Below are 23,583 nucleotides of genomic sequence, written 5' to 3' on the forward strand. Positions count from 1 at the left end.
CGGCGTCGTCAGCAGACGCCAGGACCAGCCCAAACTCGAAATCCCCATAGCTCATCGCATGCGGCCCGCAGGTTCGGGCACCGTCGACTTTCCGACGCCTCTCGGCGTCCGAAACTCTAAACGGAAGCGGAAAGGCAGCTTTTATATCTTTGAGCGGATTAAGCGGACAGCGACTGCTGACCGAATCGCAAGCCGGTGCATTAGAGAATGGTCTGGAGAAACCCCTCTTGGAATAGACTTTTGCCGTCGTTAAAACGCACTTGCAGGACAGCCAACACGGAGCCGAGAGCCACAAAGTAAATCGGTTTACTATTTAGCGCGCCTTTCCTACCATCCAGTGATGGCGAGAGAAACCTTTACGATTGAGGGCGCAGGCGCAATTTCTCTTACAGCCGAGGCTGAGGGGGATGCCTACGCCATACCCGTCCTTCTTGCGCACGGCGGCGGGCAGACACGGCGCGCGTGGAGAAGGGTGGTCAGCGAGCTGGCTCAAGCCGGCTTTCGCGCAATCGCCTTCGACATGCGCGGTCACGGAGACAGCGATTGGTCGCCATGCGGAGCTTATGAAATGCGCGACTTCGCGGCGGATCTGGTCGCTGCAGCGTCGCGCCTGGACCAGAAGCCAGCGCTGGTCGGCGCTTCACTGGGCGGGCTCGCCGGACTGATTGCCGCAGGGGAGCTTGCTCCAGGTAGCTTTGCTTCACTCACATTGGTCGACATTGCCCCGCGCATGGAGCCTAGCGGTGTGATGCGCGTGGTTGGTTTCATGGAAGAGCATGTCGATAGCGGCTTCGCCTCACCAGAGGAGGCGGCCGACGTGATCGCTCGCTACATGCCGCATCGTCCCAGGCGGGGCGCGAGCGATGGTCTGAAAAACTATCTGAGGCAGAAGCCGGATGGGCGCTTCTATTGGCACTGGGACCCTGTGTTTATCCGTAATATAATGTCAGCCAGACAAGGCGACCCAGACAGCCAAGAACGTCAATCGGCAATGCTGAGCCAAGCTGCGGCGAATCTCACGCTTCCGCTTCACCTCATCCGAGGCGGCTCTAGCGATCTTGTTTCCGAAGAGGCCGTTTTGCATCTGCGACAACTCGTCCCCCATGCAGAATACACCGATATTGCCGATGCCACGCACATGGTCGTGGGCGATGCGAACGATGCCTTTTCCGCCGCTATCGTCGATTTCCTAGGGCGCCATCACTCTCGCGATACGGCTCAGCCACAGGGGACGAGGGAGCTATGATCGATCGAGAGCGCTTGCAGGAAATGCTGCATATAGCGCCGTTTCACCGATGGCTTGGGCTGGAGATTGCAACATGCTCCGACCAGGGAATCGCGATCACCATGCCATGGCGCGAAGAGATCGTGTCGAACCCTATGATTGGGTCGGCGCATGGAGGGATCCTGGCTTCACTGGTCGACCTCACCGGGCTTTATACTCTGCTTGCGGGGGGCGTCGCGGCGAGAGCGACGGCCGATCTGCATGTCAATTACCACCGTTCTGCAACCTCAGGACCTCTCACTGCTCACGGACAGATCGTGAAGCTCGGGCGACAGATTTCGGTGGCGGAAACCCGGGTTCTCGAGCCCGACGGCAAGTTGGTCGCCAGCGGCAGGGGCGCCTACTTCTCGTCAACCGGATCAATTGATCATCGCGGCGGGACTATTGAACTCGAACAGGCTCTTGCCACCCAAGGCCCAGCGACTTCTGCAGCGCAATCCACGCCAGCGTAAGGGCGCTTTTTGCCCGGACGAGGTCTGCTGAGGCCTGCTGCTGTTCTCGCAGGGCCCGGTTGAGCTCAGCCTTCGAGATCGCTCCTGCGGCAAAACGTTGGCGGTTCAGGTCCGCCGCGACGTCAGCCTGCTTCTTGATTTGCATACTGGCAGCGAGCGCAACACGCTGCTGGCCGAAGCGAGCCAAGGCACGTTCGGCGTCTTGCAGTGCCAGAAGCACCGTCTGCTGGTAATTGGCGACTGCTTCGTTGCGCGCCGCCCCGGCTTGGTCGATCGCAGCGTCTACCCTGCCGAAATCCAGAAAATTCCACTGGAGGCGCGGGATCGCGAGTGCGGAGAATTCGCCGACATCGACAACGTCGTCCAACGAGGATCCGCCGAGGCCCAGGATCCCTGTGAAGGACAATTTCGGGAACCGCGCCGCCTCGGCCACCCCGATCCGCGCCGTCGACGCGGCAAGAGACCGTTCGGCCGCCCTTATGTCAGGCCGGCGCGCCACCAGGCTTGCCGGATCCCCGATCGCGACCTGCTCTGGCGGCATGGGAATGGAATGCGCAGTCGTGAGCGCTGCATCAACTGATCCCGGCACTTGTCCGGTCAGTATAGCGAGTGCATCAGACAGGACTGCGATATCCGCTTCAGCTTCGGCAAGTTGTGACTTGAGCATCTCCAGTTCGGCATTCGCGGTGCCTACCGGGAAAAGCGGCAATGCACCGCGCTGATAGCGTTGGTATGTCAGCGCCAGGATCTCTTCCTGCAACGAAATCTGCGCCTCAAATTGCTCTGCGCGGAATTGGGCCTCCCGCAAATTGACGTAGGTGCTGGCCACTTGGGCAGTCAACTGGACCTTTGCGTCCTCTGCATTGGCCACCGTTGCAGCAGCTTGGGCATTGCTGGCTTCAATGCGCCTGCGCGAGCCACCGGCAAACTCCAGCTCCCAGTTGGCGTTAAGGCCCACATTGTAAAAGCTGAGCGAGTCGTCGGTTTCTGCGTCAGGATTGGTTTGCTCTGACGGGGGGGGCGCCCCGCCTTGAAGGTCGAGACCAGGAAGCCGGCCCTGCACGGTAGTGGCCTGTGCCCCAAGCGTTGGCATTCGTCCCGCACGGTCTTGCCTGATGGATGCCCGTGCCTGAGCAATGCGCGCCTGCGCTGCGGCGAGCGTGGGATTGCCGGACAGCGCAGCCTCCAACAGCCGCGTCAACTCGGTATCGCCGAGCAGCAGCCACCATTGAGCGACAGCCGGGTCAGATGCGCTCACGTCACTGCCAGCGCGTACAAAGCGAGCGCCCGTGTCTGCTGACACAACTTCCGGGGGGCCTGCATAATCGGGCCCTGCCGTGCATCCAGCTAGCAAGGCGATAGTGACAAGCGGAGGTAGCAAGTGGCGCATAATCTCGGGCTCAGTGCATCGAAAGGGAGACATTTTTCGGGAGCGGCTTGAGGAACAGGGCAAGCGGGACCGTCGCGAGTGTGAGAAGTCCCATCACCAGAAAGACATCATTGTAGGTCATGATGAACGCTTCGCGCTGGAGAGTGCCGCCGAGTGCCGCCATCGCCCGTTCCATATCGCCCAGGCTTCGCGCCAGTCCGTCGAGATAGGTCTGCAGCGAAACGCTGTTCGCATTCAGCGTTTCTTCCATGCGCCTCGTATGGTGCCAAATTCGCTGGTCCTGGAACGAAGCGAGGGCCGAGAGGGCGAATGATCCGCCAAGATTGCGGGCCGCGTTGAAAATGCCCGAGGCATCGCCCGCGTCTTCCTTGGCCACCGACGCAACCGTTGCCTGATTCAGGAACATCATCGCAAGTATCATTCCGGCCCCGCGGATAAGCTGACTTTCAGTGAAGACAGCGCCGCCGGATTCGGCGGTCAGACTCGTGCTGACAAAGCAGCTGATCGCCATCAGCAGCATTCCGGTGCCGACGGCAATGCGGATGTCCACCTTGCGGATCATCAGGGGCAGAACCGGCATCAGGAGAAAGGCCGGGACACCCATCCAGAAGATGACCAGTCCCGTCTGAAAAGCATTATAGTCAGAGATGATCGCCAGAAACTGCGGAATGACATAGGTCGAACCATACATCACCATGCCCAGGGCGAGCGCCATGATCGCGACGCTGGCGAACTGTCGATTGAACAGGAGCTGCAACTTCAAGACTGGCTTGCGTGCCTTCACCTGTCCGTAAATCAAACAGGCAAAGCCGATAATGGTCACCACCGTTAGCCAGCGAATGAGTGAGGACTCGAACCATTCCTCACGGTGCCCTTCCTCGAGTACAACAGTCAGACCGCCCAGTCCGAGGATCAGCCCGAGAATGCCAGCCCAATCGGCGTCCGTGAGATATTCCCACTTGGGCTTCTCGTGAGGCAGCCCGATAAACAGCAAGAGCAGCAGGATTGCGCAGACTGGCACATTGACGAAAAAGGCATAGTGCCAGCTCAGGTTCTCGGTCAGCCAGCCGCCGATCAATGGCCCCATTACGGGGCCAAGAACCACAGTCATGCCGAACAGGGCCATTCCGATTGGCTGTTGGTGCGGCGGTAATCGTTTAGCCACAATAGTCATTGCGGTCGGAATGAGGACTCCGCCCGTGAATCCCTGACCCGTTCGGCCGATGATCATGGTCGTAAGGTCGGTTGCAATCCCGCATAGCACCGAAAATGCGGTGAACGCGCTAACCGCGATGATGAGGAGGGTTCGCAGACCGAACAGCCGTTCGAGCCAAGCGCTCAGCGGAATGACGACGATTTCAGCAACGAGAAATGACGTAGCAATCCAGGTGCCTTCGGCGCCTGTGGCACCGATCTCGCCCTGAATGACGGGGAGTGCGGAATTGACGATTGATATGTCCAGCGTCGCGAGCATGGCGCCAAGCGCGCCCGCGGCCACAGCGACCCAGGCAGTCACGTCTGCGTTCTTTCGGCCCCCGGCCGGCCCGATCGAAGTGTCCTGCGCTGCCAGTATCTCGGTCATTGAGTCCGACTCGAGATCTCTTCCAATTCGCCGGCAGCATTCCGGGTGTCGACCGTAGCCACTACCGACATGCCGGGAACGAGCAGACGCCGCACTTCAGGGGGAGCATCGATACCGATGCGGACGGGTATCCGTTGAACGATCTTGGTAAAGTTGCCGGTGGCATTTTCGGGGGGGAGGATGGAAAATTCCGCGCCCGTTCCCGGCGATATGCTGACCACTCGTCCCGCGATCTCAAGGTCGGGTAGGGCGTCAACTTCGAGCCTGACGCTTTGGCCGGCCCGGATCAGGCCGACCTGCGTTTCCTTGAAGTTTGCCGTCACGTAGATCGCCCTCACCGGAACCACCGTCATCAAACGTTGACCCGGTTGCACGAACTGGCCCACCCTCACCGAGAGATCGCCGACGCGTCCGGCCTTGCTGGCGCGCAGCAAGGTCGATTCAACCGTAAGGTCGGCTGTTTCCAGCTGAGCGCGAGCAGCGTCCGCCTGCGCCTGGGTCTGGTTGATCTGCTCGAACAGGGTCCCTCGGCGCGCGGTCGCGGCAGCCACCGCCGCCTGCGCGGCGACGAGTTCGGCCCGCGCTTGCCGCGCCTGCGCCTCATACTGGTCTAGCTTTTCCCGCGGTTCGGCTCCTGTCGCGGCAAGGGGCCGATATCGCGCCACCTGGTCGTTCGCGAGGTCCAGTGCTGCGCGCGCGGCGGCGAGTTGGCCCCGCGCCTGGCGAATGGCTGCATCCTGTTCGGCTACCTGAGAACGGATTGTGTCGGCACCGGCCAGGGTCGCAGCGATCTGTGCGCGCGCCTGTTGCGCTTGCGCCTGATAATCCCGCAGATCCAGTTGTACGAGGGCTCCGCCGCGAGCAACCTGCTCGTTCTCCCCCACGAAGACCTCTTCGACGTATCCCGCTACCTTGGAAGAGATAACGACGCTGTCGGCAGCGACATAGGCGTTATCGGTCGTCTGCATGTACTGTCCGTAGGTTACGTGCCGGTAGTACCACCAGATCCCGCCAAGCAGCACGGCAAGACCAACGATGATTAGCACGATGCGCAAGCCACGCCGCGATTGCGGTTTCGTTGGGGTTGTGCCCTCCTGCTCCGGTTGGTTGGAGTTATCGGTCATCTGACTCTTTCGGCAGCCTCAGTAAAAGGTGAACGCGTCTCGCGCCCTATGAGCCGTGAGTCAGATAGTAAAGGCATTTAGCAGTTTGCATTTGGGCATCCGAGGCTATCCGACTACACAGCGCTATGGATGAAAAACCAGATACCATGTCACGGTCTCAGCGTCGGCAGAAGGTCATCACCGATGATGACCGCATTCTCTATCTTATGGACGAGATCAGTCGCGGCGCGCGCAGAGTGTACGATGCGAGGGTCGCCAGGATCGGTCTCAATCAGACACAGTGGAGGATCATCGGACAACTTCTTCGCGATCCTGCCCTTACGCAGGCTGAAATCGCCAAGAAACTGGAACTGGAATCGGCGACCATCGGCCAGACGGTTGCAGGTCTTTGCGCACGCGGGCTGATGAAAAGGCTTCGAGCTGAGACGGATCGGCGAGCGTGGCAGCTCATCCTCACGGAGCAGCTTGACGATCTGCTGCCCGAACTGAGAGGCTCCGCGGATAGGCTTCATGGTCTGCTTTGGCGCGACATTGCCGCCGACGAGAAGCAAACGTTGCAGCAGACTCTTGAAAGGGTATCGGAAAATCTGGACCAACTCCGGGCCGAGGCTGAGTAAAATCATGGCATCGCCCCCGGAAAAGCCTATCAGCAGCATCGCTCGCGCCGCGGAGATCGGCCAAATCCTAATGAGGCACGGCGCGAAGAATCTCGCCGGAGCCCTCGGATTTATTCCCTCTTCGAGCAATGTCATCGATCCTCGCGAATTTCATCCGGCTGCAGTTGTGGCGTTCCTCCGTGACATCGGGCCAGTCGGCATAAAGCTGGGGCAGCTCCTCGCCACCCGAAGCGATCTGTTTACCGAACACTGGATCACGGCATTCTCAACCCTGCACGATCAGGTGTCGCCAGTGCCCTTCGCAGATATCGAGCCCGTACTTGCTTCAAGCTGGGGTGAGGACTGGCGGAGCGACTTTGCGGAATTCGACGAACAGCCTTTGGCGTCCGCCTCGATTGCACAGACCTATTCCGCCAAGCTGCGGGACGGTAGCGAGGTCATCGTGAAGGTTCGACGCCCGGGCACCGCCGCGCGGATGGAAGCGGATGTGCGCCTCCTTGTCCGCCTCGCCGGGATCGCAGAAGCACGCTCGCCTGACATCGCGCGTTACCGGCCAGTCGAGTTTCTGCGGACCTTCGGCCGCAATCTAGCCTGGGAGATGGACCTCGCTGCGGAATCCCGAGCCTGCGAGCGGATCGGCGCATATCTCGATACCATCGGCGTCAGGACCCCGGCCATCCATTGGGAACTGACCGGGCTGCGGGTGAACGTTCAGGAACGCCTGTACGGCAGGCCCGCGTCTTCGCTGGGCAGCCCATCCGGCGACCCGCCGGTGGCGGCTTTCGCTAAAAGCTATGCCAACGCTGTCCTGCGCATGATCATCCTGAACGGCGAATTCCACGGCGACCCTCATCCCGGCAATGTTTTCCTGATCGGCGAGCAGGATGTCGGCTTCATCGACTTCGGATCAGTCGGGACGCTCACCAAGACGAGGCGCGACGAGATCGTTCGGCTCGTGCTTGCCATCGCTGGCGAGGAAACGAGCGAAGTCGCGGATGTCCTGCTCGCATGGGCGGGGGCGCCGAAGGTGGATCGCGATGCGCTCGCGGTGGATCTCGATCATTTGATCGGAGAGTTCAGGGGGACCGTGCTTTCTGGAATCGAGTTCTCGCAAATTTTTTCCCGCGTTTTCGATCTTTTGCGGGATTATCAACTGGTCCTGCCACCCGATCTGGCCATCCTTCTGCGTACCTTGCTTACGGCAGAGGGTGTCGTCCGATCACTGGCACCCGACTATAACATTGCCGAGGACACCCGGCCGATCATGACGGAGCTTTTCGCCGAGCGGTTCTCGCTCGCTAGCGCTCGGTCGGGTTTGAAGAAACTTCGCGGTCAGCTGCTGGGGTTGTCGGCGTCCTTGCCCGACATACTTGCCACTGCGAACTCGATCGCAAAGTCAGGATATGTGCCGGTTCAGCTCGATCCGCTCAGTATCGAGCAACTCGCAGGACTTCGCAATGAGCGTCAGTCCTTGAAAGGCCCTCTAGCTGCCGCATTGATCGTGGCTAGCGCATTGCTTGTCGATCAATCCTGGCTTCTGGCTGGCGGCGCGCTTGTGATTGCTGGGGTGGTGCTCATCCGAAAATCATAATGAAGGAGCAACTTAATTCGTGCACGGTCACGTTACGGCAAAGCCGAACTTAATGAGGATTTCATACGCCGCACTTCAGCGACCAAGACGCATCGCGAAAAAAATTTTTCGACCTATTGCGATTGAAGGCTTATTTTCCTCAATCAGACGAAACTATGGAATGGCAGCTTTCAGGCTTGTCCTCGCCTGACTTTATGGCCGCTATTAGGGCGCAAAGCGGTCATCCTAGGAATGAAAAGGTTGTGTCCTCCCCTGCCCTAAAGTTGGCCACCTCTGTTCGAATCCTCAGGCGGGACTCGAACTCACGTTAAATAATTGGGATCTTTCCGACCAATCCCGTTGCGGAAGGGCTGGGGCACGCCGTTGCACTAGCGTGAGAATCCGGCTGTGAGCCACAGATCGCAGCTGGGGGTCTCGCCTGATTTCGCACTGCCCGAGGATACCCCAAAATACCCCCATAAAGGCCCCGGCTTCAAGCGAACACATACGGACGCATACGGCCCCAAGCGAATTGGCGTGGTAGCACATCTGTTATTGAAATCAGCGATCTGGGCAAACAATCCGGATGTATACGGACGCAAGCGAACACATGCGGACGCTATTTCCTGGTAGCGGAGGAGGGATCCACCAATCTCGCTTAAGCAGCTGTTAAAAGGTCATTTCTCTATCAGCTTCGCCAAAAATACCCCCTGTGATACCCCCAGCTTGGGTCCTTTGCGATGAGCGGAAATTCGATCGCGGCAAACCGTTCGACTTTCCCCGAGCAGTGGGCATTCACAGCGCAACTTGGCGTATGTCGCAGGCAGCATAGCTCCCACTCACGACACCTGAGAACCAATCCAGATCACTCTGCCGACGACATTGATCGCCTTTCGCTGAACACCGTTCCAGCTTGGATAGGCGGGATGGTCGGTCAGGACAGAAATGCGATTTTTGGTCGGGTCCAGAGCGATCCGCCTGACGAACGTCTCTGATGATCCCCGAACAGCATAGAGTCCGTCGTGAAGGGCATCGTGAGAGCGCAGCCTTTGGATTATGACTTCGTCGCCGTTCTGCAGGGTCGGCTGCATAGCCTCACCAGCAATGGGTAAGATCGCCAAACCTGCAGGCCTGTTGCATAGGCGCCTTAGCCAGGCTTCATCGACGATGCGAGAGCGTTCCTGTGGGGTTTCCAAGCCCTTGACCTCAATGACCGGCACAGTGATGACTGAACGTCGCGGAGTTGGGGTACTCTCTTTTCCACCTAGCCGTTTGGCAGGAACATCGAAATGCAGAGCCAGCTGAGCGATGTCGCTTTGATCGAGACGCGCGGGCGTGCCGCGCTTGATGTATTGCTGGATATAGGCGGAGTTTCGGCCAAGTAGACGCGAAACCGCAGCGTACGTCTCTTCCCGCTCGCGGATCAAATCATCAAGCGCTTGCCTTGGGGTCATCCTATCAACTCCTAGCATATCCTATTCCACTATCACGCCAGAGCGGACAATTCCTACTCGGCGAGTTGCGCGGGCCAACCTAAGTTGGGCTTTCTGGATAAGTTTCGAAGGAGGCGCTGGTTGGTTTATCAGCACTACTGGGTGGGGCTCGATGCGGGGCATCTCGAAACAGCCGTTTGCCTCGTCGACGCAGAGGGCGGGATCCTCTTTGAAGCGATATGCGAAACGAAATCCGGTCCCATCAGAGATATTCTGCGGAGGTTTGGCGTCGAGGCAGCGCAGTGCCTCACGATCGAGGCCGGCAATGGCACCCAGATGGTTCGAGAACTGCGTTCATACGGATTTCCTGTTCAGGTGGTCGATGTACGCAAATCGAGCAAGTTCCTGGCAATCAGGCGACAGAAAACAGATGTCCACGATGCTCGAGGGCTCGCAGAGCTCGGGCGGCTCGCTCGATCGATGGGGTCGCAGGTTTTCGTGAAGCCGATGGAACATCAGAATATCCGAACCCTGATCAATGTTCGGAGAACAATGCTGAAGAACCGCGCCAGGACAGATGCGCTCATCCAATCGATTTTCAGGTTATACGGCGGGAACGTGAAACTCCTGAACGGAAAGGGTGCGCTAGCCGCTGAGGTGAACGACCAGGTGCGGGAAATGCGACAGCACGGGCTTGAAATCGGGGTCAATCTGCAACCGCTCGTCGAAATTTCCGAGGCTCTGAGAGAGCAGATCTCCATTCTTGACCGGCAGATGCGCGACATCGCATCGAACAATCCTACCTGTCGCAATTTCCAGACGATCCCCGGCGTCGGAGCTGTGATCGCACTTTCGTTCTACAGTGCCATCGGCGATCCACATCGATTTGAGCGGAGCCGTGACGTTGGAGCATACTTGGGTCTGACCCCGACCCTATATCAGTCAGGCGCCACTTCACGCCGGGGGCGTATCAGTCGGCACGGAAACAAGCTTACACGGATGCACCTGATTACCGCAGCCACCGTGCTACTTTGCAGGATTGAGATCGAAAGCCGTCTTCGCACCTGGGGTCTCGAGCTGGCCCAGCGGGTTGGGTTCCTGAAGGCGCGCGTTGCCGTGGCCAGGAAGCTTGCGGTGATCATGCTTGGAATGTGGAAATCAGGTTCGCCGTTTCGCCCAGACGGCGCCCCTTCGCTGTTCCTCCAGCAGGAGGAGGCAGGCTTGGACCCCGTGCTGATTTCTGGGACGCAGATCTCGTTGTAGGTAATTGGGCCAAGTCTGCCATGACCAATTCGATCATATGCGCCTACAGACATGACGGTGTCCGCAATCGATAATGCGTCAAAGTTGACGCATTAAGCCGAAAAAGAGCCTTACGGTGTCAAATTCGCATCATTATGGCAGTAGCCGAAATAGGTCTGACGGACAAAATGACTCTCTCTCGCCTCCGGAATATCGTGAACCTCGCTGTGCCGACGCTTTTTCGCCAGATCAGTGGTGGACGAGTACGATGCGAGAGTGAGGCGACTCTTCAGCTACACCTCGGACGCATAATTTCGTCGGCCGCCGATCTCGAGATTATCAGCGAGCGCGAGACGTTTTCCGTCGAACTCGAAAAACCTTTGCGGAACCAAGGAGGCAAACGCGGGCGGATAGACGTCTGGTTCCGCCTAACGGACGATGACGGACGCGAATGGCGCTGCGCCATCGAGCTCAAGTTCTTCAAGCGGGAAAACCACCGCGAACCAAACAATCGTTACGACGTATTCAAGGACATCGCCCGGCTGGAGCAGTGTGCAGATGTCGCGGATCTAGGGTTCATGCTGGTGGCGACCGATCATCGTCACTATGTCGATCAGAGTAGCTATTCCAGCGATACGAGCGATTTCGATTTTCGCCATGAGCAGGAGTATACCGCAGGAACCGCCCTTACCTACAAGACCGGCGCGTATGGGCCACCGATTACCCTCTCTAGGAATTATGCGTTTCGCTGGTCAGAGTGCAGCTCAGCGCTCCCGTACTTGCTAGTCGAGGTTCCCCCGATCCGGCTTGGCCTCGCCTGAGAAATTGACACTCCAACAAACCGAACCAATCACGGCTCGAGCTTGATCTGCAATTCTTCTAGAGCAGCCACGTCGACGCCCTCGTCAACGAGACGGTTAAGATAGGCCAGCAGGTCGTCTTGCCGCGGCTGCCCAAATGCCAGCCGGTAGAGTGTCAGGCTGCGTTTGAGCCAACGTAGCCGCGTGTTTTCCCGACTCATGGGTAGCATTGGTACGCGGCGCTCGACCTTTACCGGACCATCAAAAACCCAGTACGGAACAAGTTCGGATTTGCTCGTGGTAGCGCGCTTGGCCGCGTTGAACATTGCCTCCCATGGGTCCGCAGGTGGCTTTGTAGAAGTGCGGATTGCATCGGCGTGTGCCCGGGCAACATTATGCCGGACCGCATGTCCTTTGAACCGGTGAACACGTCCTTCCCTTTGCTCAAGATCGACCGGGTTCCCCGGGAGATTCCAATGATAGACTCGATAGCAATAGGGATGAAAGTCCAAGCCTTCCTGACCAATCGATGTCGTGGCCAGCACGAACGGTCTGAAAGGCGAATTGAACGCATCTCGCACGCTTCCGAGCCGCACGGTCCCGCCTTCATCATCCTTGTATTCAGCCAATCGCATAGCGAAGCGACCGCGCATCCTGATGGACGGATGAAAGACGACCTTGCCGTCCTCAACTCCCACATCATCGACATCAATCTGGGAGGGACGGACTGACAAGGCGTGGGTCATGGCCGCGGCCACGCCGGCGACACGTTCACGCTCGGAGCTCCCAACCAAACCCTCGCCTTCGACGAGATAATGGGCGTACTCGTCGAGCACTGACTGGAGGTTGTGCTCGACACCATGCGTCAATGCGCTGCGCCAGTAATGGTCATCGCGCTCTTGCCGTAGGAGAGCAACGGCGTCGTGCTGATTGAAGAGCGCCCGAAAACCCCAAGCGATTGATGCCGCGGCGTCCATCAAATGCGGGTCATCCCAAGCCAGTCCTGGCGCAATGCGATGGAGCGCGCGCAATGCACAGACAGCCGGACTTCCCAAGGCTACATCGACCAGCAGATCCAGCGTGTCGTTGTCGAGCTTCCCGAGGGATGCCTCGGTTGCAGTCCTTCGCAACTCGGCGATGTGCTCTCGAAAGCCTTCCTCCTGGATCGTCCATCTGTAACCGAGATACTGCAGCCACCCGGAAGACTTGGTCTTCAACAATACGTCGATCGTTGCCGGTGTGGACCATTCTGCATCCCTGCCAGCTGCTTCTTCGCCATTTTCCTTGGCGAACAGGTGCCCCAGTGCAGTACGAATACGATCCGCAATCGCTGCGCGCATTTCTGCAACCGACAATTGTTCCGGAGCGCCAGAAAAGACGCTTAGCGGATCACAGATTCTGGCTAGTGTTGGTGACGGATAGATCAGGTGTAGCGCGCGCATCGCAGCCGGGCGACCATCGACCAGCTTGAACTGAAGCGGACGGCGGCGCGTGGCTTCTGAGTAGGATCGAACCACCGACGCTGCCCCCATCCGCCGTTCGGCTTCGTAGGAAAGCAGTGCGGCAAGCGCATCGGGCACCATCTGCCATGCAGAAAAGACAAGCGCTTTCGTAGCCGGTGTGCCCTCAGATGCCCGGCCATAATATGTTACCGCCGGGGGAAGCCAGAGGTGCTGATGGAGCCCTGAATCAAACAAATCGGCCATCAATGCTCGAAGGCGCCCATTAGCCGGATCAATCGGCTGATAAGCTTCGACCTGTTCGCGACTGATGCCCAGCGCCTGCGCATCTCTCAATGCTGATATCAGGGCCGGGTTCGAATTTGCGGCTTTATCCTTCAGGCGATGCTTAAGCGTGTAATCACGCATAAAATTCAGGAGGTAAGGTGCGGACTTCCAATACTCGATGATTTCGCGCGCATCGACGGCTCGCGCCACGCGGGCAAACGCTTCGGCCTGATGAAGATCGGCAGGTGCGAGCGGCACGTTGATCGATGGCTCAGCCAGCATCGAATCTCGTTCAGCAGTACTGCCAACGCGCTCGGTGCGCGCCATAACGCGCTTCAGTGTACGCTGAACCTTGTTGCGCGCGCGCTTGGCGTCGGTCGCGCTCGACGGCAGTTGCTGGAGTAGCTTACGGAAGCGGCGCATTTCGCGGTCAAGTTCGACCTTGATGGTCGCCCCCTTATCGCGGCCGTAGAGGAACTCGATTGTTTCGAGGAAGTCCTCGTAGTGATCGCCGTCATCGGGTTCATCGCCCGAGAGCGTAAGCATCTTGTAGGGAGTTGCGGAGAGTAGAAGGGTACGTGCGCTGGCTGTGTCGTCAGAATACTCAAACAGGGCCCGTGCGAGCTCGGCCGGCTCCCCCTCACCGCGCAGCAATTCCCGAAAACGTTGAAATTCGTCGAGGATGATAAGATCCGGCTTAAGCGCACTGACGCAGGCGTGCGATAGCTTGCTCCGTAGCGCCCCGATTACCTCGTTTCGTTTCCAACGCTTCTCGTCAGGGTATGTTGGCTGGCGGCGCGGGAACAGCGAGATCATTTCGTCGATCGCCGACAACAGCGATGCATCTTGACGGACTGCGTCGTGGAAGTTCGAAACTATCGTCGGATCAATACCCTCAAGTGACATGCTACCGACGCACGCATCCCAGCGTCCATTCCCGGCGTCCACTTGCAGCGCGTTTCTGAGCGGCGTGAACGAAAAGCCCATGGCTTCAAGCAGGCGATGCAAGAGCGCCCGTTCTTCGACGACCCCGGTGGTAGATCGAAGATTGAACGTGGTTCCAGGCGTGAGGCTGATGAAATTGACCTTGTTCGCAGACAGATCTTGTTCGCCGCGAAGCTGCAATGGCACCAAGGTCATGCGAGTGGGCAAGGCCATCGCACGCTTTCCCAATACATTGAGACGATTGAGATTTTGCGCGGCGATGGCCTGATTGGAGCAGATGTAAAGAATGTCGATCCGCTTTGATCGATTCCACAACGCTTCGATGGTCTTGGCGATCACCCCGCGGGCAACCATGGTTTTGCCCAGACCTACTTCGTCTGCGACCAGGAACTGACGCACTGGATCGGCGCCATGCAAACGGTCGAACACATAGTCTACCGTGCGACGCTGAAAGCGTTTGAGTTGAGCGAGTGCGGCGCCCGCGTCGAACGGCTCATTCTCCATTGCCGGACTCCTCCAAAACGGCACGGAATGTCTGCCAGAGGACCCGAAACTCTTCGGGTATTGGATCGGCACCTTCTACATTTGGCTCTGTTAGCCTGGTCATCAGACGATCAACTGCATTAAGCCGTCCATCCTTGGCGCAAAGGGCCCGGACGAGTTCCTCGAGCAACGGCTCATCGTCGACCACGGCCATGGCCCAACCTGCCCCACTGCCGCTTCCTTCGGCCGCCAAAGCCGCCGCAAACGGATCACCGAGTGCGGTGAGCAAGAGCCTCAAATAGCGCAGGAATGTTTTGCGATCATTGATCACCGATCGCATGATCGCTGCGTCGCGCTCGGCCGGTAGGCCCTCAATCGGCAAGCCAGTGCTAAAAAGGATGCTTTGACCGGTTACGCGTTCCTTCATTTCGATCGCCAGAAAGCGTGTGACATCGGCGAGCGGAACCACACCCAAGTCCAAAGCCTCACCGGCTGCCAGTGATACCTGAGCATCCCTGGCGTGCCCTTCGCCTCGGGTTATCGGCCAAACCCGCACGCGGTTGATGTCTGCAAGTGCAATGCCTCCAGCAGGTGGAACCAGCCACATGCGCCAATTGCCTGGGCCCTCGGTCGCGTCTGCTTCACAACGGATGCTGAGGCATCCGCGGGCAAGTGCCCGCCGAGCAATGAGGAGCACCCTTTCAGCAGCACGCTCGGAAGCGTCAGCAGCAGCCAATTCTCCTGGATCGTAAGCACGAGTGAGACGCCCGAACCCGTTCTCGCCGAGAATGGTCTCGATTGACCCCAGCTTTGACGTCTTCCCCGTAAATGTGATGAAGAACTCGACGTTTCGTCCTGAGATGAACGCGGGTGTGGTCGCATTTCCGGAGCCCAAGGTCAGACGGGTATCCCAGCTGTGCTCGGCAACGATTATCTTGGCGTGGAGCCCTTCCAGAGCTGACGAAACGGCTTCCTCGCCGTCTTCGCGCTCGGCCATTTCATCCATGACCGCGACATATTCGAAATCGTCGAGTGTTTCGGCTGCTATGGAGGCAAGCTGATCAGGTCGGCTTATCAAGACTTCCGCGGATCGACGTGCCTTTCCAGCCAACATCGATAACGCGGCATCGTCGCAAAATGGCGAGACTACACCGATGCGGGTGCATTCCGGTGGTTGCCAAGGCCGTCCTCCCAGCCCGTTGACTGCGAACTCAAATTTTTCACAGGCATCGGGCAATGCCCACTCAGCAAAGCGCATGTCTTCGGCGAGTTCCATAGTGAGAGCCCGCTGCTCATCCGGGACGGGGCTGACCGCGAGATCTGGGAGCGCGGAGAGCAATGCATACAGGGGACGGTTCTGGGCCTTAGGCTGGCGAGTGCGGCGTCCGTCGAGACGCACGGCTATGTCCCATGACCTGTCGCGCGTGAGATTGCGTGACAATACGAGCACCCTCAGAAGATCATCGCCCTCTTCGTCCAATGGTTTGAACCGCAGCGCCCAGATTTTCGGATGGAAGCTACCCTCTCCTGGCGCTTGGACTTCGACGATAACCTTCTCGAGCAACGAGCAAAGTCGAGATTGTTGGGCTAGCCCCGCATGGATTTGACCTGCCTCGGCGAAGACGGCCAAGCGCCCCGAAATCCGCTCCGCTCCCTCGAGCAGAGCAATAGGATGCTGCAGAATTTCGTCTCTATTGTCGGCGGCAAACAAAGCCAGGCTGACCGGCACGGCTAGCGCTGTCTCAAAATCGAGAGAGAATGTCGTCGCCACACCGGCATCGAAGCGATACCCGGGGGGAGCCTGAAGGCTTTCGCCGTACAGAAGCCGGTTTTCGGGATCGAGCGTTGCCCTGTTCAACGCTTGAGATCCTTCAGATGGCTTTGTGCGATTGACCAGCGAAACTGAAACCTTCCAGTTCCGGATGCTCCTTGCCAACGGTCCCGCGCACTCTTGTTTGCAAACCGGGATTGCCCCTTTTTGAGCCTCCTCTCACGCGTCATGACGAGCGCGTTTGCAGCGTCGCGATTGCGGCCTAATCCTCCCTCCTTCCGCACCAAGGCCACCCATTCGGTGACAAACCGCTTGGCCGGTTCGAGAACGGAATGTCCGGTATGACGTGTCTCGTGCCAGAAATCGTCCAGCGACCAAGATGCTAATTCCTTGGTATCGAGTTCGTCGCTCCATTCGGTGAGTGCGGTTTGGTAGCGCTCAATCCAGTCCTCGTTTTCCCGCAGCTCACTCAACAGCAGATTGTAGAGCAGCGCGGCGCCATGCATGACGCCCGAGAATATCCTGGCATGTTCAACCAGCACTCGTGCCTGAGCAGGAAAATCCGCAATATGCGGATGCAGCCATATTGCATCTGCCTTTGCCCGATCGCTCCGACTTGCCAAATAGGTCAAGAGGCTGTGGGGATGGCGATCGACAAGGCGATCGATAAGAAAACTCGCCTCGTCCGGTTCCAGATCGAAATCAACGGTGTCAGGCCATCCCTTCGGGGGCTGAGGCATGCGGTCATGCCACAGATGTCGATGCCGCTGTGCCCCGCTCATGTCGTCTTCGACGTGATCTTTACCAGTATCCTTGGGCCAGTGCGGCAAGGCGGCAAAATAGGACTCAATCGAACCAGGAAATTGCCGGATGCCCCAGCTTTCCAGTCCCGACCAATAGATACTGCTCGGCAGGCGCTTGAGCTTCTCGCCAGCGTCTTTGCCAATGATGCCAACGGCGCCAGGCGCGCCAGAGATCAGCGCCTGGCAAAGTTCGATTTCCTTCTGACGTGCTTTGGCTGCAATGTCTCGCGGACTGAGATGAGACGGCAGGGAGTCGAATATCCACGGAATGAACAGCATGTACCGCAGCCGCGTGTGAATGGTGCTCGTTCCGGGAAAGAGATGATCGGCTATGGAATCCCTGATCGCGCCAAGCCCAAGCTCATCGCGGCTATCCTGCTCACGGAACAGGTCCATCAACCGCTGCGCACGATCGCGCTCTGTCTCGTCAAAATCGACCCAGCCAATTGCTGAACTCATTCTTAGCGCCAAGTGCCAGTGCCCCTCAGATCTCTCTGCCCAGCGTCAGTTCGCCTGTCTCTGTCCAGAATACGGCGACGCCATCAACGGACTTGCCACCCATTAGCCCAACTGCATCAACATAGGCTGCCAGTTGCGGCCAGTAGCGTTCGAAGCGAAGCGCGTGATCTTCCACCGCCCCGCTCTTGTGATCGACGATCATGAACCCGCTGGTGCCTTCAGCGATGAGATCCAGGATGATGCTCTGGCTCCCACCATCTGAAAGAGGAACCTCGATCGGTTGCTCGACATGCAGTCGCGGATAGCCAATGTCCGCGAGAGCCTGTCGCAGGGCATCTGCCTGCTGCGATAGAAATTCCACTTCGGCATCGAGGATGCGGCAATGCTCCTTTACCCGATGCCGTAGATCAGGACGGCACAGGAGAATGCGCAGCGCTTCATGGATCGCCGTGCCCCTATCGGTCGCCTGCACGAGGTCGGGTCCGGTCAGCTTGACGCCTGGTGCGATCGCACGCGTCTCGATCTGAGAAGGAAGTGGTCGTGATGTAGCGATTGCTTGCGATGGGCTTACCACGGATGTCAGTGCGTCGATCGGGCGCCGCTCCAGGGCAAATCGCAGCTCGCGGTCAGACGCGTCGAGATGAACCTTGTTCTCAGCCTCGAACGAAGCCGGCAACTCCTTACTGCAGATCGTCATGCGGGCAGGAAAATCCTCATCGCCGACGCTGATCTGGTTACCCTCAAATCTGATGCCGCAGACATCGTTCAGAAGGCGGCGGCCAGTGATCGGCAAAGGCGGATCAACCTTCTCGTCGTCCTGCGGCCATTCGATAATCAGGCGGTCCCGCGCACGGGTCAGGGCCACGTAAAGCAGCCGCCTCGCTGTTTCTTCGGACTCCGGATGGAGTTCATGGAGAAAGCGATCGGTCGCTTCAGGCGCGGCAAATTCGGGAGCATAGGCGAGTGTTGCTTCCTCGATCACATGATCGAGATCGTCAAACCCCGGAAATTTGGTGCTGAAGGTCCCGGCACGGGGGTCGAGCTTGTGGTCGAGCCCGCAGACAACGACGATTGGCCATTCACGTCCTTTAGACGCGTGCCAGGTGACGATCTCGACGCCGTCGGCCTCGCTGCCTGAAGGGTTAGGCCGCAGATCTTCGCCTTTGAGCCCGACCTTGTTCTCAAGCCAGCCGAGAAAAACGTTGGCGCTCTGCCCATAAAAGCCGGATGCTTCGCGCATGTCGCGGTGAGCATCCATGAATGCTGCCGCTTCCGCTTCGAACCGCAGCAGGTCGGCTCTCATCTGGGCTGGGTCATCGAGCCTGTCGCACCATTCGCGAAGGCCCGCGACTTCGATGACTTGATGAACCAGACGATCAACTGGGGTCGCGAGCGAGTCGGGCCAAAGTGTCTGCAGCGCAGACAATTCAGGCGTGTCGATCCGGCCTTGCTGAGCAAGCGCCCTGATCGCGTCCGGAAGCGCTGTGGCCCCAGGACCAAGCGCGGCCGTACAAATCGCGGCATGGCTGTCCGCAGGATCGACGGCGAAACGCAGGGCAAAGCACGCGGCCTGGACGATTTTGCTCTGCCACCAGCCACCTTCAGCCACGCGAACCGGCAGGCCGAGTGATCGCAGCGCGCTGGCATAGCTCGCGCAATGGCTATGGGTTGGGCACAGGACCGCGATGTCTCTGGGCTCCAGCGGTCGTAGATTCTTCGTATGCCTATCGATGATAGTCACATGTTCGTCGGACAGCAGGGAGATGAGGCGATCCGCGACAAAATGCTGGGGTTTCCCGCCCGAGCGCGCGCCGCGCTTGTTAGCCAGTTCTATGATCTCAAGCGCGGTGTCATGTCCGGTGGGGTTCTGCGCGGTGAGCGAAGTGTAGTCATCGCCAAAAAGGCAAGGGCCGAGCGCGTTGACGAAGTCCATGATCCGCGGATCGGAACGCCAGTTCCGGTTGAGCGGGCTGGTTTCGAACTGCTGGGTAAGCGCGACGGTCAGCCGTGGGTCTGCGCCCTGAAAGCCCATGATCGCCTGCTTGGTATCGCCGACGACGAGCGAGCGCTTCGCTTGCCGCGCCAGGGCCCACAGGAACGTGAACTGGATCGGGTTGGTGTCCTGGAACTCGTCGACAATGACACAGTCCACCTCGTCCATGATCGCGGCAAGCACGCTAGGCTTGTCATCGAGGATCCGCGCGGCGTTGGTGACCATGTCGCTGAAATCGATGACGCCGAGCTCCCGCTTGCGGGTCTCGTAGTCGGCCATGGCCGATTGCGCGCCTTCCACGAGCGCGCGAGCATGGGAAACCGCATCTTCGAGCGGGCCCGGATGATAGACCAGTGTGTCGGCCGCCGTCATGACCGAAGCGGCCAGGTCATCGTAACCATCAGGCGTCGGACTGCCGCGCTTGGACTGGCGGAGGTCACGCAGCCGCTGCCAAAGTCTCCAGTCCTTATCTCCGCTCGAAAGCAATTGTTCGGCTTGCTTCAACGCGCGGAAATTGTCCCGGAAGGCTTTTTTGGCCGCATCGCTACCAGCGTCGTCGGCCAGCGATCTCGGAAAGGCGAGAAGCAGCGCGTCGACGGCCTGTTTCAAGCCAGCCGCCAGGGCCTCTGGCGTCCCGACCGGCTGGCGATATCCCTGCCTGATCGACGCATCGACGAAGTCGGCCATCGCCGGATCACCGCCCCGCGGTCCAAGCGTTCGCAGGAGTGCGATCACGCCGAGCAACGTCTTGCGGAAGCTGTCTTCAGCCGTGTCGTCCGAGGTGAAGCTTACCCGGTAGCCATAGGCCCCGAGGTTACGGGAGAGCTCGCTTAGCGCCTGGTTCTCCTCGATCGAACGGCGGATCAACAAGTCCTGCTCGTCTTCCGCGATGAGACGTTGCTGCGGCGAAGAGCCTGCCGCAAAGGCGTGCTCAATCAGCAACCGGCGTCCAAGGCCATGGATCGTAGAGACATAAGCTCGCTCAACGGCCAAAGCCGCTTGCAAATTGCCGTCGGCAATCAGTGCTCCACGGATCCTCTGACGAAGTTCCCCAGCCGCGGCCTCTGTGAAAGTGACCGCCAGTATCCGCTCGGGCCGAACTTTGCCGTCGCGCACCCACTGGGTGAGGGTTTCCTGGATATGATGGGTCTTGCCAGCCCCTGCACCGGCTGGAACGATCGAAAGCTCAGTCATCTTCATTGTCCGTAAGCGCCACCGAGGGGTTGATGTCGTCGCGCATGAAAGCGGCGATCAACGGACTGTCCTCCAGCGCATAGGTGCCGAGCGCGGCGGAGCGCTGGAAGAACTTCTCATCGGCTGTAGTGTTGGTATCGAGGCGTCCTGCCTTGAGAGCATCGAACCGCGCCGAAATGAGCGCGAGCGCATGCTCGGCAATATCGCCCGCAACAAGCTCGACCTCAGCGCTATCGAACTCGTCGATCCCGTTGAGCAGGACATTCCCGTCGTTGAGCGTGTGATAGGCGACTGCCGGGAGCTTCGACCACCCGTTCAACGCCTCGGCAATACGGACCACGCCTTCGTTGCTGCGCTCGTCGACCCGAACGCTCATGCGCCGGTAGAGATCGACCTGTAGGTCCCATCCCTTCTGGAGGCGCTGGCGACGCGTGCCGGAACTGCTCTTCTTATAATCCACGACGATCGGCTGCCCATCGGGAAGCCGCAGCAGGCAATCGGCCTTGCCGTGCACGGGATGACCGAACAGTTCTCCCGAGAGCCAGAACTCATTGCCCACGATCTCGGCGTCCAGGGATTTGAGGACCAACGACCAATGCTTCGCGGACTTGGTGATTTCTGCCTCAAGCGTGTTGCGCTCGACCGCCCAGGCCGACGTCTGGAGAAACGGGGCCAAGGCGCGTATGCGATCGAGCAGTAGGTCGGGCACCGCAGCTTCGATCTCCTCGCTGGACGGATGCGCCTTGCCGGGCACGAACAGGCGTTCGAAAACCTCGTGCGCCAGGGATCCGCGAAGCATGACGTCAAGCGCCTCGGGCTGCCAGGAAACATGTTCGGCGCCCAACTCAGCGAGGAGCCAGGCCAGAGGACTGACGAGAAGCTTTTCAAGCCGGCTCGGGCTCTGCGCTCGCGCACTGCCATCTTCTTTCTGGCGCAGCCCCAGGAGATTGAAGTCGAACGCATAGTGAGACAGCACCTCCGGCATCAGCGCCGGTTCAATCAATGGTCTGGGTTTCCACGCCACCAGCCTGTCCCAGATCGTCCCCTCGCTATGGCTCAAAGGCACGATCAGATCCTCCGGATCCTTGATACCTTGCACAAGCCGCGAGATCAGCGGCAGGCTCGACGACACCGAGAGCGAGCTGCCGCTGCGATCACGCTCCGAGAGGATGAGGATAACCTGCTCGCTCGCTGCACCAATCTGGCGCGTGAAGAGCTCGAGCGCGGCAGCGAGTTGCTGCGCCTGCGATGGCAACTGGATGCCCGTCACATCGGCAATCGATGCGACTTCGCTGTCGAGGAACAACGGATTGCCCGCAGGCGGTGATGGATAGGCACCGTCATTGAAGCCCAGGACGAGAAGTTTGCGAAACGGCCGCTTGGGTGTTTCGTGGGCCATCATCACCGAGATGCCACCGAGGAAGTAAGCTCCTCTCGCCGGTGGCGCAGCCTGGTAGGCCGCTGCCATCTGGATGGCTTTCTCCAGTTCAGCTTCTGCCGCGTCATTGGCATTGCCAAGGGCTGCGATCAGGCGCGATGCCTGTTGCTTAGCTTCAGCGACATCCTCAGCGAGTGCCTCGTTGTCGCTGAGCAGCCTCTGGAAAGATCGAATCTGCTCCTTGAGCTGGCCGTTGGTCGAAGGCGAGGCCGAGCGGATCAGGGCGAAGAGAGATGCCTGCCGGCCTGCAAGGTCACGAGCCTCTCTTGGCTGAAAGTCGCCGCCCATAACGGCTGCCGCCAAGGCCGTTCCCACTTCTTCGGGCCAGCAGAGGACTGGTGAACAGTAAAGCGATGCGAGCGCCATGGCGGGCGCTGGCCTACGTCGGCATTGAAGGAAATGCAGAAGAGCCTCGCCGCCAATGTTCCTCCGCTGACCAACCCCAGGAAGCGATGATGCAACCAAGCCAGCGTGGGCGAAGGTCTCTGCGAGATAATGACCATATTCCGCACCCTGCGGGACGATGATGCCGATGTCGCTGGCTGCGAGAGTTGCATCCTCAGCCAGCCATCGCTGCACGATAGCCGCCGCGGCCTCGCATTCGGTCAGGGAGTCTCGGACGGACAGTATTGCCAGGCTGTCGTCGAGCGGCATGACCGGTACATCCGGATCTAGAAGATGGCGTTGTACATGGCCTGCCAGACACGATCCGGTTGCCCGCGCCAGCTTCCGGTCAGAAATCAGACGGACGACGTCATTATCGTCCTCGCTCAGCTGGCCATGATGGGTTTCGATGTGCTCGAGCACTGCGCGCTCCAGCGGGGTCAGCTGAACGCAGTCTCGATCCCAGACGATCTGGAGCGGCTGCAGAGCATCACCTGCGTCACTCGCAAGGAAAGCCTTGAGCGTCGCAAGATCGGACGGAACAAGGGCATCGCTGCTGATCCAGAGGTTGCGCAGCGCCTCCAAATGAAGGCGTGCCCTACCCCCTCCCGGCAGCGCATCAATCCCGATCGACGCCGGATCGAGATCACGCGTAGCCATCATCATGTGGCGGAGCATCGCCCCCACGGCACCAGTGGTCTGCTCAGGCGCTACCGCGAAGCTTTCTGCCCAAGGGACGCTGTCACCCAAGGCATCAAGGGCCTCGCGCAGCGGCTTCTCGGTGGACTGAGGTAAGGCATAAAGGCTTCCCAGGAGCTGCGCGCTGAGGGGCATGCAGCTCGTAAAGGGCGCTTCGCCGATCCGAAGATGGCAGTTTTCAAACATTCAAGA

At 59.2% G+C, this 23,583-nt stretch carries 15 protein-coding genes; 6 read left to right on the forward strand and 9 right to left on the reverse strand.

Annotated elements, in window-relative coordinates; translation table 11 throughout:
- The first annotated feature begins 340 nt into the window (after positions 1-340).
- The gene (locus tag ACXYN8_RS13290) at positions 341-1,246 is read left to right on the forward strand and encodes an alpha/beta fold hydrolase (RefSeq protein ID WP_054525565.1); all 906 of its coding nucleotides are present in this window, start codon (positions 341-343) and stop codon (positions 1,244-1,246) included.
- Positions 1,243-1,737, forward strand: coding sequence for a hotdog fold thioesterase (locus ACXYN8_RS13295; protein ID WP_458889950.1), 495 nt, complete (start codon positions 1,243-1,245; stop codon positions 1,735-1,737). The genes ACXYN8_RS13290 and ACXYN8_RS13295 overlap by 4 nt, the downstream gene beginning before the upstream one ends.
- On the opposite strand, the gene ACXYN8_RS13300 is transcribed toward ACXYN8_RS13295, so the two are convergent.
- From ACXYN8_RS13300 to ACXYN8_RS13310, 3 genes are read right to left on the reverse strand one after another with little or no spacing between them, the layout of a single operon-like run.
- The gene (locus ACXYN8_RS13300) at positions 1,667-3,127 is read right to left on the reverse strand and encodes an efflux transporter outer membrane subunit (protein WP_458889951.1); all 1,461 of its coding nucleotides are present in this window, start codon (positions 3,125-3,127) and stop codon (positions 1,667-1,669) included. The genes ACXYN8_RS13295 and ACXYN8_RS13300 overlap by 71 nt on opposite strands.
- A 10-nt stretch (positions 3,128-3,137) precedes the next feature.
- On the reverse strand, positions 3,138-4,709 hold the full coding sequence (locus tag ACXYN8_RS13305) for an MDR family MFS transporter (protein WP_458889952.1): 1,572 nt from the start codon (positions 4,707-4,709) through the stop codon (positions 3,138-3,140).
- Positions 4,706-5,833 carry an HlyD family secretion protein gene (locus ACXYN8_RS13310; protein WP_061926347.1) on the reverse strand — a complete coding sequence of 376 codons (1,128 nt, stop codon included), beginning with the start codon at positions 5,831-5,833 and terminating at the stop codon, positions 4,706-4,708. Before ACXYN8_RS13310 ends, ACXYN8_RS13305 begins: the two co-directional genes overlap by 4 nt.
- Before the next feature lie 125 nt (positions 5,834-5,958).
- Here ACXYN8_RS13310 and ACXYN8_RS13315 point away from each other — a divergent pair, with 125 nt between their 5' ends.
- A complete protein-coding gene (locus ACXYN8_RS13315; RefSeq protein ID WP_458889954.1) occupies positions 5,959-6,450 on the forward strand; it encodes a MarR family winged helix-turn-helix transcriptional regulator in 492 nt (163 codons plus the stop codon).
- 4 nt (positions 6,451-6,454) lie between these two features.
- Entirely contained in the window at positions 6,455-8,041 is a 1,587-nt protein-coding gene (locus ACXYN8_RS13320) for an ABC1 kinase family protein (RefSeq protein WP_458889955.1), read from the forward strand.
- Between the two features lie 818 nt (positions 8,042-8,859).
- Here ACXYN8_RS13320 and ACXYN8_RS13325 read toward each other — a convergent pair.
- Entirely contained in the window at positions 8,860-9,474 is a 615-nt protein-coding gene (locus ACXYN8_RS13325) for a S24 family peptidase (protein WP_458889956.1), read from the reverse strand.
- 120 nt (positions 9,475-9,594) lie between these two features.
- On the opposite strand from ACXYN8_RS13325, the gene ACXYN8_RS13330 reads away from it, so the two are divergent.
- Together ACXYN8_RS13330 and ACXYN8_RS13335 are read left to right on the forward strand one after the other, a co-directional pair.
- The gene (locus ACXYN8_RS13330) at positions 9,595-10,716 is read left to right on the forward strand and encodes an IS110 family RNA-guided transposase (protein ID WP_458889958.1); all 1,122 of its coding nucleotides are present in this window, start codon (positions 9,595-9,597) and stop codon (positions 10,714-10,716) included.
- Positions 10,717-10,850: 134 nt separating this feature from the next.
- A complete protein-coding gene (locus tag ACXYN8_RS13335; RefSeq protein ID WP_458889959.1) occupies positions 10,851-11,516 on the forward strand; it encodes a hypothetical protein in 666 nt (221 codons plus the stop codon).
- Positions 11,517-11,545: 29 nt separating this feature from the next.
- Here the strand turns inward: ACXYN8_RS13335 and ACXYN8_RS13340 are convergent, their stop codons facing one another.
- From ACXYN8_RS13340 to ACXYN8_RS13360, 5 genes are read right to left on the reverse strand one after another with little or no spacing between them, the layout of a single operon-like run.
- A complete protein-coding gene (locus tag ACXYN8_RS13340; protein ID WP_458889960.1) occupies positions 11,546-14,671 on the reverse strand; it encodes a helicase-related protein in 3,126 nt (1,041 codons plus the stop codon).
- Positions 14,661-16,508, reverse strand: coding sequence for a phospholipase D family protein (locus ACXYN8_RS13345; protein WP_458889962.1), 1,848 nt, complete (start codon positions 16,506-16,508; stop codon positions 14,661-14,663). The genes ACXYN8_RS13340 and ACXYN8_RS13345 overlap by 11 nt, the downstream gene beginning before the upstream one ends.
- A complete protein-coding gene (locus tag ACXYN8_RS13350) occupies positions 16,505-17,683 on the reverse strand; it encodes a DUF6361 family protein (RefSeq protein ID WP_458889963.1) in 1,179 nt (392 codons plus the stop codon). The genes ACXYN8_RS13345 and ACXYN8_RS13350 overlap by 4 nt, the downstream gene beginning before the upstream one ends.
- A gap of 25 nt (positions 17,684-17,708) precedes the next feature.
- Positions 17,709-20,870: a UvrD-helicase domain-containing protein gene (locus ACXYN8_RS13355; protein ID WP_458889964.1), complete on the reverse strand. Its 3,162-nt coding sequence runs from the start codon at positions 20,868-20,870 to the stop codon at positions 17,709-17,711.
- Positions 20,863-23,577, reverse strand: coding sequence for a PD-(D/E)XK nuclease family protein (locus tag ACXYN8_RS13360; protein ID WP_458889965.1), 2,715 nt, complete (start codon positions 23,575-23,577; stop codon positions 20,863-20,865). The genes ACXYN8_RS13355 and ACXYN8_RS13360 overlap by 8 nt, the downstream gene beginning before the upstream one ends.
- Positions 23,578-23,583: the final 6 nt, after the last annotated feature.

The sequence above is a fragment of the Altererythrobacter sp. CAU 1778 genome, assembly GCF_054482795.1.